This window comes from Candidatus Nitrososphaera evergladensis SR1 (assembly GCF_000730285.1).
GTDB lineage: Archaea > Thermoproteota > Nitrososphaeria > Nitrososphaerales > Nitrososphaeraceae > Nitrososphaera > Nitrososphaera evergladensis.
The window spans coordinates 608,363-621,835 of sequence record NZ_CP007174.1; the positions used below are offsets into that span (position 1 = coordinate 608,363).

The following is a 13,473-nucleotide window of genomic DNA, read 5'->3' on the forward strand; positions in this document are numbered from 1 at the left end:
CTTATCCTGATCTTATCATAGACTTTTAGACGCGATGAAGGCAGGACAGCCCCATCTTGTAAGCCTAAAGTGTCTGATGTCAAAGTGCCATCCCTTGCAGGCATGGACCTCGCCGGAGGGCTTTTCGTGTCTCCTAAAGCTGTCTTTGCAATGGCTGCAGCGAAGCTCGACAAAGAGAGAGTTTGCTGTAAAGCTAACCACTGTGCCGACGCCCCAGGGAAGCAAAGCCCAAAACGCATTGATTACTAGCGGCAGGAGAACAATAGGATCATCATATGCAATCAGCAGCGGCAGGTCGTTTGTAATCCATCCTACGCAAAGGAATGCTGAAAGTATCTTTAGTCTCATGACCGCGTATGCGAAATATCTCATGCGCTTGACATACTTCTAATACATTTGTTTTGCAAAGGCGTCCATTTCAGGAATAGAGAGCCTTGCTCCTCCGCCTTAGACCTTTACCTCCTTTCACTAGTTGACCTTGTGATCTACTACGATCGTCGCAGATCAAAAGGCGATCAAAAACGCGATCTGCCGGAGATCTGTGGTGTTTTGAAATGGGAACTAAATTCTAGGATCCTTTTGAGATGGCTTTGTTATTCCGACCTGCATATGCTGGCTAAGAAGGCCAGCCTAAGACGGCCGAAATTCTTTCTCTTTATAAGAGAGTTCCTTACAAGACGGACCTTTACCTTTGGAATGGATGGTATGGCACGAAATTCCTCATATCCTATCATGCTATCCGCCATATATCCGGCTTTGACATTGTACACGGTAATACATGGTATGCTCAAATGTCTACGCTTCATGTTACCTTTACCTTTTAATCGCCACGGCCGCGGTTACAACAACTATCCTCTCATAACGGCATTAAAGGCGTTCTTTATTTGGTATTTTTGCAGGAGCGCTTTATGGCCGTCTTCTGTGTATGTATGAACTTGGATAATAGTAGAGAATTCTGGCGCGCTATTTTTCAGAATAAGGATGCACTACTATCTAGGAAGTGTCAAGCATCGGCTAGTAGGCGCCGGAAATGAAATTCCTGGCCTAGCAGAGCGATACCGTCATACAAATGATCTGTAATGGTCGATCTCGCTTCCTTTCTACCTCTTGCTGCTGATGCAAAAGTCATAGTATCGACAATTGCAAAAGAATTCGCCGTCTTCGTTTCATATGGTTGCCAATACATATTCAGGTACACGTCGAGATCAAAAGAAAATGCGTGCAATTCTGTCATCTTGTGACTGGTCTACTGTTATTTTGTGCATGATGACATGGCCGTATAAGTTGAATTTCTCGTATGATTGCAATATATGAATATTATATTTTTATTTGAATAATTGACGTTCATAACTAAAATACCTGAATTGCACTAGCAAAGTCTTTATTAGTAAATGAATATCTTATATTGTTATTTCCAATTTCTGAACATATATGCGCGCTCACTGCCGAATTAGTGAGGCAGAATGAACAAATTGTTCATTAGCCTTATATAGTCTGGTTAGTTTAACCGGCTTACAATCGGTGCGTATAGCATGGATTATTCATACGGAAAGAAGAAGTACGCGGGAACTGCATTAGCAGCGCTCATTATTTTTGGCGCAGTAACTGCTGCTCTTGTAGTAGTACCGCACGCTGCTTATGCGGCGACTTCAATAACCACAAGCGCAGACAAATTCTATGGACCTAACCTGTTAAGGGTGGTCATCACAGACACAGCAAAGAACACTGCAACAGACACAGCTCTAGTACACGTAGATTTTAACCACCTTGGAAGCCCTCTTGGTTCCGCTGACTACACTATAAAGAACATTGGTACCTCTGGTACATTCGAGTTCTTTATCACAACCTCAAACACTTTGAACCCAACAGCTCCTACATTTACCGGTACAGGTGGTGCATTCGTTCTCAGAGCTAACACAGTCCCGACTACAGTGAATACCAATGATCAGGGAGTGACTCTTGCGTCCCAACTACAAGATCAAGATTCTATAGTCATTACCTACGGTGATTTGCCTCAAAAGACCGTCAGCTTTGCCAAGAGCAATGCTGTTGCAAACGTTGACAGGAATACTGCAGGCAGTGGTGACAATGTGGTTCTTACCCTTGTAGACAGTGACGCGAACATAGACCCAACAAAAGCTGACATCTTCAATGCAACAAATCTGGTCTCTGCATCAACAGGCACGCTTACTCTGTCAGGTGCCAAGTTCAGGGAAACCGGACAAAACACCGGTCAGTTTGAGCTAACTGTTGCCGTCGCTGGACCAGCTCCTCTAAATGGTGCATCACTAACAGCAACTTTCCCATCATCTACCACACTGACAATTAATGACAAAGATGTCTACGTAGCAGGAAACGGCCCCGCTCCGTTCGATGTCGTGGGTCCAAACCCAAGCACCATCACCTCGTCAAAATCAGTGACCCTTCAGAACGTTGATGGTGTTCTTACAACATTGAAGCCGATTACTCTCGGAAACGGTATCATGCTTCAAGTCACCGACTCTGACAGAAACGTCGACACTAAGTCAAAAGACACCATCGGAGTAGGAAATGTTACTGTTCAAGTTGACGGTGTTACGATGCCCTCTCCAATGGTAAATGCAATACCTCTGCAGGAAACAGCTTCTGGTTCCGGCATATTCGTACCAAACACAACAGATAACAAGATTTCAATCAAAGTGGGACCAACCGATAATGTTACCACAACGAGCATACAGTTGACACCTGCTACCATTGCATCGGACCCGGACATCACTATCACCTACAATGATCCCGCGGCTGATCCATCAGGTGCAAAAGCCTTCAAGCTGATCACAAAACTAACTCATAGTGCCGGTACACTCGCAGGCCCAACACAGGCAGGAGTGACTGACAAGTTCGGCCTCACCATAACCGACCCAGATCTGAACACCAACAGCAAGTCTGTCGATTCATTCATCGTCACCTTCCCAGTAAGTCCTGCAAACACTGCTAACGGCGTGAGCTTTGCAAACGGCATGGGTACGATGACTCTGAAGGCAAAGGGCAGCGGTCTTACACTTGGCAGCGCATTGACCATGACTTTCATAGAGACAGACATCGATAGCGGTATATTCACTGCAAGCAACATCGACATGTCTATCATCAACGCTGCTGTATCAGGCGGCCTGTCAGACGGCGACCAGATTGAGTTCAAATACACAGACAACACAGAATCCCCAACACAATCAAGCACCATAACATTCAACATTGGCAAGCCAACCGCTTCGATATCCATCAATAGAGGCACAATCCCGATTCCAACAGCAGGAACTGGATCCAAGTTCACAGTGACAATCGTTGACTCGACTAAGAACGTCAATTCCAACAGCGTCGACACATTCTCAACTGGTGTTACCATTGCAGGGACAAAGAAGGATGGCTCATCAAACCTCGACACAACTATAATGACCGGGCTTGGTGCCGGCAAGACTTTCACTGAAACGGGTGCAAACACAGGTGTATTCACAGCAGACTATACTGTGGGTTCAGGAACACAAATCGCAGCCAACATGGATAGCGCCAAGATCAAATTTACATACACAACAGGCGGAACAACGACATCTGCATCTGTCACACTGAGATCCTACGACGGCACAGTATTGTCAAATGTCTCTTCAGTCCAGAACGGAGGTAACATAACCATAACCGTAAACGACCCCGACATGAACAAGGATTCTGGCACTGCCGAGCAAGTCAGCGTGACAATTCAAGGCAAAAGCGATGATATAGGCTCAGCAATCACTCTGAGCGATCTCAAGGAAACAGGATCAGACACAGGTGTATTCACAAAGACAATCACGGTAGGAAAGGATTTCAAGATCTCTGACCTTACCAACAACAAGTTCTCTACCGCATTCGAAATCCACTATGTCGACCTCCTTGCAAGCGACCTTAGCACGAGTGTTGACAGAGAATTTGACGGAACAGTGAAGACGAGTTCCGGCACAATTGGAATCACTCCAACGATCGTTGGTCCGGGAACAAAGATCTTCATCGAGGTGAAGGATCCAGACCTTAACGCCAACCCTGCAGGCATCGACACAACTGCAAGCGGAGTCGAATACATCAGAATAACTTCTGATAGAAGCGGCGCCAATACTCTCACCACTGCACTCGGCGAGGAAACAGGTTCCAACACTGGAATATTCAGAACCAAGTTGACGCTGAACCCAATCACTGGAGCCACACCATCACCACTCTTCCCGCCAAATACTACAAAGGAAGTAACTGGATTTGTACTGCCTGGAGATATCCTCTCCATCAGATACACTGACCAGAAAGATGCATCAGGCAGCAAGGCAACTGTGTCCCAAGTGATCAAGGTGATCAGCCAAGACCCAGTCATGAACTCCAGCAAGGTGACCATTGACGCAAACGGCTCGGTTCAGGTAACTGTCACCGATGCAGATGCAAATACCGATGGAGATGCAGTCGATTCGATTACGTTGAAGGTCACTTCAACCACTGATCCAGTCGGAATCTCTGTAACTGCGCTCGAGACAGGTGCCAACACCGGAGTGTTCCGTGGAACCGTTACGACAACAACTGGTGTGACCACAGGTTCGGTCTCTGCTAAGGTTGGAGATAACGTCAACGTGAAGTACACGGACAAGTACCCGGCTGACTATGCTGACAGGGTAAAGCAGGTGGTAGACCCAAGCAAGGACTTCACCTTTGTTATTCCGGTCGGCACTTCAAGTGGAAGCGGAAACGTGGATGCGACATCCGCAGCAAAGCCGGTACTAAAGGACTTTAGCGGCAACGAGTTGACTGAGGTCACGGCAGGCCAGCAGATAGTCTTGTCGTCAACTGTCACCAACAACCAGAACACGGTGCAGCCATTCGCTGCAATCGTTGAGGTGAGAGACGCTAATGGATTCACCGTCTACCTACAGTGGCAGACAGGCTCTCTGAACCCGAATGGCTCGACCAACGTTGGGCTGTCATGGACTCCTGATGTATCTGGCACATACACGGCCAGAACATTCGTAGTAACCGACATCGCCCATCCATCGGCACTGTCCCAGATATCCGAGTCGACCATAACCGTGAGTTAAGTAGGCTGGAGTAGCCTACTTACTCCCTCCTTTTTGTTTTTGAAATGAAAAATTACGTTTTAACGTCAAGTCTTATGATGATGACTCTAATAATTGCCGCGAACTTTACCGCGCCAGCGCAAGCCCAGACCGTAGTCCAAGCTCCACGCATTATATTTCTGGTAAATCAGGATAACTTTTTACCTGGCGACATTCTGATCGCGTATGGCAAGAGCTTTGCAAATGATACCATTGTTATCAGGATATTTGATCCCGCCGGCAAGGCTGTTAGAATAGAATCAATAAAGGCAGATGCTAATGGCTCGTTTACTGAGCAGATCTTTTTGTGGCCGCAGCCGTCAAAGAACTTTGTATTTGGCCGCTACATGATCGAGGCGGCCTCGACCATTGTTCCCACCTACAAGGAAAGCCGCACGGTATCCTTCTCTGACATACCGTCTGCCGGCTCGCCGCAATTTCAATCCAACATACTATCCATAAAGCTCGACTCGCCTACAGAGATCTCTGTGGGCAAAACATTTAGGATATTCGTGCAGGTGACCTTTGACGGGGCACTTGTAAACGTAGATGATCCAAACCAGCTACTGTCATCTTCGCATATCCATTCTGGCAACGACACGATAAACCTCTTCGGCAAGTTTGTCAAACTCCATGAGGGCATCTATTACGCTGACGTCAAGTTGGACAAAGAAGGCTCATATATCATACACGCAATAGCCTTCCACAGAGGTTTTCTCGCCCATGACTCCAAGGTGGTGTCAAGTGGAAGCAGCATTGGCGAGATACAGGAATCCGTCAACTCGCTCAAGGCCGAGCTCGACAGGACGAGCCATGAGCTGAATGCTACACGTAATGACTTAACTCAATCGGTGAATGATGCAAGAGCGGCTATTAAGGGCGATATTGAACAGGCAGGATCGGCTGTGAACCAGCTGAGCCAGGCCTCTGGCCAGATAAACTCTATCATCTTGCCCATCCTGGCGCTCATTTCAGTGATAATCGCGCTCCAGATCTCGCTTTTCGCCCGTATCAGGGCATCCTTCAAATAAACTCCTAAGAAGCCTTGCTCCTAGTAAATCGTCATTTAAAACTGGCGTACTGAAGAAAAAGAGAAAGTGGAGAAGGGAGGGGATGTTTTTTATTCTCCTTCACTTGCTTTCGTCATCAGGCCTGCAATCAGCTTGTCTACATCTGCTGTGCTGTAGATGTGATCAAATGTCTGGATCAGCCATACCTTCTGACCGTCTGTGAGATCATGCCAGTGCATTATGGGCCCGTCGTCAATCTTGACAACTTTGTACTGATTGTTCCATTGCAAAATATTCTCATCATGTGTCTTGTATGTTGCCTCGATAGTGAAGAGGTAATCGATCGGGTATGCTCTCATTAGAAAGTTGTTGTTGTAGTTGGCTTCATTATCGTGTGCTGGAAGATTGGCTGTGCCGTTTCCTGCGACATATGTTGTGATAAAGTACGCCAAATAGTCATTATACACTGGCCTGCGACCTATTCCGTTCTGCGAAGAGTTGCTGCCATTACTATTGCTGTCATTGTCTCCACTCCAGCCATCTGAGCCTGGCGTAACTGCTTGTGAGAATGTCTTCGTTGTGTATCCTCTGTCCGTTATGTCGCTAAACAGCTGGTCAAGGTCACCAAGCTCGCTGGTAGAAACCTCTTCAGTGGCATTGCCATCATTATCTTTGACAGCAAAATCCTGTGGATGCAGAGTCACTACTGCGTATCCGTATGATGAAATTGCTTCGTCAATGCTCGCCATTATGTTTTCTATTTCGACTTTTTCGTGTGGGAATGTTCCGTGGTCATAGTAGCCTATAGTTTGTGGCAGGTGGTAGATGCCAAAGTCATCTTTAATGTCCGAGCCCTCAAATGCCCTGTAGATTTTGTTGTCGGGGCTGTCTGGGTTGCCTGGGTTGTAAATTTCTGGTAGCTCCAAGTTAAACTGCGCACTGATGACTTTCATGTCGAGATCTTGGAGTGCGGCAAGTGTGTCTTCGTTGTATTCATGGAAGGGTGGGATAAATGCACCGACGGGGCTGATTCCAAAAAGCGAAGTGATGTTTCCGTTTGCATTTGATAGGTCGTTGTACTGCTCTTCTGCGGACATGTCTGCGTATGATTCATGGTTCTGGCTGTGATTGACTACCTCAAAGTTGCCGGAATCAAGTCCGTGCTTTACTGCATTGACTACGTTATCGTCTTCTCCGATGTAGTTCGTTATTATTCCGAGGGTGAGTTTTTCATGCTCGCTGATGAACTTCTCCATCACCGCAACCTGTACGTCACTTAGCCAGTAATCCTGCACGTCGTCTAGCCTAAAAATGACGCAATTGCAGGCCTCTGGATTATTGTTGCTGTTGTTGCTGCTTTCGTCGTCTGCATACGCCGACCGAGGGACAGAAACTAGGATGCCTAGAACAAGCACCAATGCTGCAGATACCGCCAAGAGCGTTCTGGCAGTTATCTTTACCTTGGCGCCGACTCTTTTCCTCCTATCCTTACTATCGTCGATCGGTCGGTAAGATGTATACATGTAACAATTAGCTGAAGAATTTATATATAGGAAGCCAGCTCGTACATTTAGTATTTTCTAGTGCTTTTTCCTCATACTTCTAGAACAATCCATGACGATATTTCTCAGATAATAATAATTAGTTAACATCATCTATGTTCTATTTAAGGTAACTAATTTAGTTTAAGGCTAAAGCTCCTTAGAACGAAATGGATGCCGGTGTGTGGTTGTATACAAAAGGATCGAGGTCAAGTTGAAGAGAAGATAACTAAAAGTTTCATGTATAAGCTTATTATATAATCAAGTTAGAAAAGGCTAAATCTTACCTAGTTCTAGAACGAACTAAGCGAATAATGATTGAGCCAAACTAGTCGCTGTCTACTATGCAAACGAAATAATTTACCAGCACATACCGTCCAAATGGGAAAAAATCTGCAAATAGCTCTGCCGGTTGAAGTGGTTCCTGAATCGTGATAAGAATGCCATGTGAGTTCTCTTTAACCCATTATGAGGAAATATTGGAGAAAGTAAAGGATAGAGCAGGAACGGCGACAGAACGTAAAGACATCATCTTGGCGCATGACATTGACATATTTCCTAACTATGCCTTGCAGATGGCGAGTCTAGAGCACAAGTACGGCATAAAGGCTACTTATTACATCTTGCTCCATTCTGAATGGTATAATGCGCTATCTCCAGAGAACATGGCCGTATGGAAGCAGATTGGTGAACTAGGACACGAGCTGGCATTGCACTATGATGGCAACTATGATTCTGAACTTCAAACAATTCATGCTGCATTTTGTGCAATGATCAAGACCGAAAGCATAAACATTTCACAGCATCTTGTAGGTATAACGCCTGACATCCACATACCCCCGACGTTACAGGACCGCGCGGCTCTCGTCAAGCAATATAGCTACAAATACATCGCTGATAGTGGAGGGTGGTGGAGAAATGGTTGCATCTGCACACATGCTGATGAGCGCCTCCTCTTTGTTTGTCACCCCGTGTGGTGGGTCAAGTCCGAAAACCCATTTGATAAGGTCAAGGTTGACGCTTATGCAGTAATTGACAGAGCGAGAAACTTTTGGGTGGAAATGGTAAATGAGCATAGAAAACAACAATATCAGCAAAAAGTTCCAGTCGCAACAAGAAGCGCATAGCTACCTCCGGACACTGCCAATGCCCAGGCCCTACATTCATCCTACCGCTATTGTTGAGAATGCCATCCTTGGCAAAGACGTGACAATAGCTGCCTATGCTGTGATAGGCAAGGAAGGCTTTGGCTTTGATCCGCAAAGCAACTATACAAAGCGATGGCCTCACATAGGAAACGTCATTATCGGTGACAATGCAGAGATCGGCGCAAACACCTGCATTGACCGCGGGACATTGGGAAGCACAATAATTGGCGAGAACACAAAAATCGACAACCTTGTGCACATAGGTCATAATGCCACTATAGGAAAGAAATGCGTTATCGTGGCTGGTTCTGTAATAGGCGGCTCTTCTGTAATAGGCGACGGTGTCTTTATTGGCATGGGTGTAAAAATCCGAGACCATGTGACCATAGGGGACAAGGCTTTTCTCTGCATGGGAGCTGTGGTGACAAAAGATGTATCAACAGGAGCAAAGATCAGATAGCGGAAGCCAATCTCAATCGTATTATGCGATTGTTTTTGGGAGAGACGGCAACAAGTCGATAAGAAAAGTCCTGGATAGCTTGTTGGCGCAGACGGTTATGCCTGCCAGGATAATGATAATAGACGACGGCTCGACTGACGGGATGTATCAAACGGTTCTTGAATACGAACAGAAATTCCCTCACATAGTTCATGTCCGGCAAACAAGCAACAAGACGCGTGACTATACTCGCTTGCCACTGCTTTGGAACATGGGCATCTTGCCAGACTATGATTATCATGTTATAGTTCCAAGCGATGCATCTTTCGTTCCAAATTATGCAGAACGAATATTACTCGAGTTTACAAGGAACCCTGACCTTGTGGTATGCTCTGGAGACTGGGGGCCAATGAATGCAAAGGCTCCACATGGCGGCGGCCGGTTTGTAAAGCAATCCTTCTTTTTCAAGCACTATCCTCAAGGCTATCCTCACATTTTGGGCTATGAAAGCGAGATCTTGGAAAGAGCGTTAATGGGAAAGCCGGGTAGCATCAAGGTACTGAACGATCTCGAGATATTCCATCATGATGCATTGGGACATAGTCACAATTTCAAAGAGTTTGGTTATGGCATGAAATGCCTTGGGTATTATCCGCCTTATGCAATATTTCGAATAGGATGGGATTTTCTTACAAACAAGACTGTTGGTAAGCGTGGAGCACTAAAGATCTTGCGCTATTATGTCCTTTTTAGGCCGGCAGACACGGGCTACTATTCGAAATTTCCTGAAGATATCCGCAGGCAGGTCCGCGCGCGCCAAAAAAAGATGCTGAAAAAAATGCTACGACAAGCGGTACAGAAAATCTGGCGACAGATCAACAAGGATCGGACGGGAGTGGAGACTGAAAAATGATGATGATGATTATGTCTGCATCTTATGCAAGAAGGGTCAACGTGAATCCGTCGATGAATAAGCATAAATTCACCAATCTGTGTTCGCTAAAGGAGGAGAAAATGATAAACTAATGTTCCTTTTTGGACCAAAGGCATTCTACAAAAAATATGTGGCAGACGGGAACGTTTACCCACTAAATCATGAGTTAGTAAATACGATCATGTCGTTTGAACCCTCAAGTGTATTTGAGTTTGGTTGTGGAGTGGGCAAGAACTTGGTCCTTTTGCGTGATAAAGGAGTAAAGTCAATTTTTGGAATTGACATAAGTGAAGCAGCAATAAAAAAAGCAAAAGAAAAGGGGATCAATGCCTTGAGGGCTGATGAGAGGCACTTGTCAAAGGTTCAGCCTTGCGATGTTGCTTTCACATGTTCCGTTTTAGATCATGTTGAAAATATTGACAAGATTATGGAGCAACTAAAGCGCATCGCTCAAAAAGCCGTAGTCCTCATGGAAACCAACGATACTCCCGCCAAATTCTATTACCCTCATGATTATGAGAGTTATGGATTTGTAAAGACTGGATACGCTTACCAGTCAAGGCTTCCAGAAGGTGATGGTGCACTTTATAACTTGTACGTCTTCAAGGCCGGATAACTTACAGATCCTTATCACGACAACAATCGGCTTTGCGGCATTTAAGTTCTATGAGGTAAGAATGGCTAATGTATATGAAGTAAGGGCGATACCTGAGCAATTGATAACCCTAAAGATTAAAAGTGGCTTGTAATGCTCTGAGCGTGTACGTAAACATGGTGAGCGACAGCCAAATCAAGGAGCTGGTCAAGAGGGCGCGAGAAGGAGCAGGCAAGCGCAACTTTAGCCAGTCTGCCGAATTAACACTAGTATTGAAGGATATCGACGTAAAGAAGGGTTTTAACCTTAACGAGACAGTAGCCCTACCGCACAAGCCGAGCAGACAGCCAACAATATGCGTAATTGCCGCCGGCGAGATGGGCATGAGGGCCAAAAAAGCCGGCGTAGAGCATGTGATGGAGCCTGAAGAGCTCAGCAGGCTTGGCACAAACAAGCGCGAGGCAAGAAAACTTGTCCGGGCACACGACTTTTTCCTGTCTGACACCACACAAATGGCGGCGGTAGGTCGTTCTCTGGGTCAGTTCTTGGGTCCAAAAGGCAAGATGCCAACTCCGCTTCCATACGGTGCGCCCGTGGAGGCAATTGCAAATCGCTTCCGCGGCTCTGTTCGCGTAAAGGCCAAAAATCAGCTTAATGCATCAACTAAGATAGGCGATGAGACTCTATCTGATGATCAGCTCGTCGAAAACGCAAACGCAGTCATTGCAGCAGTGGAAAAGAAGCTTCCGCAGGGTGACAAGAACATAAAGAACGTGATGGTCAAGTTCACAATGGGCAAGGGTGCCCGGTTATCAGCGCTCAAAGCCGCAGATAAGAAGAAAGAAGCAACAGCAGGGGAGAAGGAGGAGCAGTAGGAAAAATGTCCACAACACAAGTAGTCCAACGCAAGAGTTATCCAAAGAAAAAGCGTGTCATGTACCAGGAGCTTCAAGAGCTGCCCAAGTCTTACAACGTGATAGCGTTGTCAAAGATGAACAAGGTACGTGCGTCGCAGCTGATGCTCATCCGCAAAAAGTTCCGAAACGACATCAAGATAAGGATAATCAAGAACAAGGTTGCCCAACGAGCCTTTGAAAAAGTTCAAGGCGTAGCGGGCCTTGAGAACCTGAGCAAAGAGCTTGAAGGCCAGTGCGCGCTCATGTTTACAAACATCAGCCCGTTCAAGCTCAACCTAGCATTTTCGCAGAACAAGATCTTCCTTCCTGCCAAGGGAGGCGACATTGCCACAAAAGAGATAGTGGTCCCAGCCGGCAACACTGGGATCGCGCCAGGTCCCGTTCTGTCAGAGTTCAAGGTTGCAAACGTCCAGACAAAGATAGACCAAGGCACCATCTGGGTGAACAAGGACACCGTAGTTGCCAAGCCTGGTGATGTCATTTCACAGCAGCTCGCCTCGCTTTTGAGCAAGCTCAACATCAAGCCTATAGAGGCAGGAATAACTGTCAACTTTGCAATAGCTGAGGGACTGCTGTTCAAGGAAGCTGATCTGCGCATCAACCTCGCTGAATACAAGGATGAGCTCGTCAGGTCATTCCAGCAGGCGCTGGCGCTTGCGACAGAGGCCGGCTACATGACGCCAGAGACGGTCAAGCCGCTCCTGGTCAAGGCACAGCAGCACGCAAGGTCACTTGCAGCCGAGTCGGGCTACCTCACCAAGGACACTGCAGACATTGTGCTCCCAAGGGCACAGTCCAAGGCACAGGCAGTGGCAAGCGAGGCCAAGAAAAAGGGCTATACTGCGCAATAACAGTACTTCCGGGCCGGTTTTTGCGCCCGCCAATTTCTTTATCTTTTTGCTATCGTTATTTGATAATTTCTACATCGTAATTGTTGCAATAGATATTTTGTGCAAAAAGCTCGCTAAAAATGTATTATCATTAATACCAAGCGGGTTATAGGGGTAGTAATGCCCTGCTACAGGGCATAGGTGCATTAGATCTGGACAAAACGGCTTTTACCAATGGATTTGAGCCGCGCAGGCGCACTACATGGTAAATGTCGTTACACAGACTTGGTGGTGATGGAAATATGTCAAGATCGTTTCGATATGACTTGGAACCGGCGTACGAGCCAATGCTGACTCCAATGGAAAGGCTCCTTGAGCAAAAGGTGAGCATCCTCTGCGTTGCAGAAGGTATCAGCCGCGTAGAAATGTCGCCGATACAGAGGCTGTTTCTTACACACTATCGCTGTTCAACGTGCAAGCTATTGCCGCTGTATCGGCTGGACCTGTCGCACATAAAGAGGGCGCGCTGCGGCAGATGCGGGCACCTGGTCTCCTTTACGAGCGCAGGCAAGTACGGCAAGATGCGCAAAAAGCTTGCCTTGATGCTGTGGCAGGCAAGGTGCGAGGGGGGCATATAGACAAAGATGTTTGCCAGCAGTGTTGACGCGCTGCTGTATGCTATTAGGAATGGACGCGGCATAACAGACGTGCAGGCAAATCTTGGATACTTGAGGAACGGGATCAAGCGCTGCTGCGTTCAGGTAGTGTGCAAGGACGGCGCCGAGTTTCACATAGAGGCATACGGTGAAGAGGCAGACGCCTTGTTCCATGAAGCAAAAAAGCACAGAAAAAGAGAGTACCTTGCATTGGCATAGCGAGAGCTTTTTGCCTTGATGCGCAGAAGGGGGAGAGGGTAAGTAAATAGAAATTGGGAATAGTTAGTAAAGAGCGAGAAAGTAAAAA

At 46.5% G+C, this 13,473-nt stretch carries 12 protein-coding genes; 10 read left to right on the top strand and 2 right to left on the bottom strand.

Features of this window, described 5'->3' with window-relative positions:
* Positions 1-15: 15 nt before the first annotated feature.
* A complete protein-coding gene (locus tag NTE_RS03010) occupies positions 16-372 on the bottom strand; it encodes a hypothetical protein (RefSeq protein WP_148699683.1) in 357 nt (118 codons plus the stop codon).
* A gap of 1,160 nt (positions 373-1,532) precedes the next feature.
* On the opposite strand from NTE_RS03010, the gene NTE_RS03015 reads away from it, so the two are divergent.
* Complete coding sequence (locus tag NTE_RS03015) at positions 1,533-5,078, top strand: beta strand repeat-containing protein (protein WP_148699684.1); 3,546 nt, start codon at positions 1,533-1,535, stop codon at positions 5,076-5,078.
* 74 nt (positions 5,079-5,152) lie between these two features.
* Positions 5,153-6,127, top strand: coding sequence for a hypothetical protein (locus NTE_RS03020; RefSeq protein ID WP_148699685.1), 975 nt, complete (start codon positions 5,153-5,155; stop codon positions 6,125-6,127).
* 89 nt (positions 6,128-6,216) lie between these two features.
* Here the strand turns inward: NTE_RS03020 and NTE_RS03025 are convergent, their stop codons facing one another.
* Positions 6,217-7,629 carry a polysaccharide deacetylase family protein gene (locus tag NTE_RS03025; protein WP_148699686.1) on the bottom strand — a complete coding sequence of 471 codons (1,413 nt, stop codon included), beginning with the start codon at positions 7,627-7,629 and terminating at the stop codon, positions 6,217-6,219.
* A gap of 449 nt (positions 7,630-8,078) precedes the next feature.
* On the opposite strand from NTE_RS03025, the gene NTE_RS03030 reads away from it, so the two are divergent.
* The 8 genes from NTE_RS03030 to NTE_RS03065 all read left to right on the top strand — a co-directional run bounded on the left by NTE_RS03030 (position 8,079) and on the right by NTE_RS03065 (position 13,385).
* Complete coding sequence (locus NTE_RS03030) at positions 8,079-8,774, top strand: polysaccharide deacetylase family protein (protein ID WP_148699687.1); 696 nt, start codon at positions 8,079-8,081, stop codon at positions 8,772-8,774.
* The gene (locus tag NTE_RS03035) at positions 8,716-9,255 is read left to right on the top strand and encodes a DapH/DapD/GlmU-related protein (RefSeq protein WP_148699688.1); all 540 of its coding nucleotides are present in this window, start codon (positions 8,716-8,718) and stop codon (positions 9,253-9,255) included. Before NTE_RS03030 ends, NTE_RS03035 begins: the two co-directional genes overlap by 59 nt.
* Positions 9,227-10,147 (top strand): glycosyltransferase family A protein, encoded by a 921-nt coding sequence (locus NTE_RS03040; protein ID WP_148699689.1) that lies wholly within the window; start codon positions 9,227-9,229, stop codon positions 10,145-10,147. The genes NTE_RS03035 and NTE_RS03040 overlap by 29 nt, the downstream gene beginning before the upstream one ends.
* Positions 10,148-10,259: 112 nt before the next feature.
* A complete protein-coding gene (locus NTE_RS03045; protein WP_148699690.1) occupies positions 10,260-10,784 on the top strand; it encodes a methyltransferase domain-containing protein in 525 nt (174 codons plus the stop codon).
* Between the two features lie 155 nt (positions 10,785-10,939).
* Positions 10,940-11,638 carry a 50S ribosomal protein L1 gene (locus NTE_RS03050; RefSeq protein WP_148699691.1) on the top strand — a complete coding sequence of 233 codons (699 nt, stop codon included), beginning with the start codon at positions 10,940-10,942 and terminating at the stop codon, positions 11,636-11,638.
* A gap of 5 nt (positions 11,639-11,643) precedes the next feature.
* Positions 11,644-12,531 carry a 50S ribosomal protein L10 gene (locus tag NTE_RS03055; protein ID WP_148699692.1) on the top strand — a complete coding sequence of 296 codons (888 nt, stop codon included), beginning with the start codon at positions 11,644-11,646 and terminating at the stop codon, positions 12,529-12,531.
* Positions 12,532-12,812: 281 nt separating this feature from the next.
* Entirely contained in the window at positions 12,813-13,148 is a 336-nt protein-coding gene (locus NTE_RS03060; RefSeq protein ID WP_148699693.1) for a hypothetical protein, read from the top strand.
* Positions 13,149-13,154: 6 nt separating this feature from the next.
* A complete protein-coding gene (locus tag NTE_RS03065) occupies positions 13,155-13,385 on the top strand; it encodes a hypothetical protein (RefSeq protein WP_148699694.1) in 231 nt (76 codons plus the stop codon).
* The last annotated feature ends 88 nt before the right edge of the window (positions 13,386-13,473 follow it).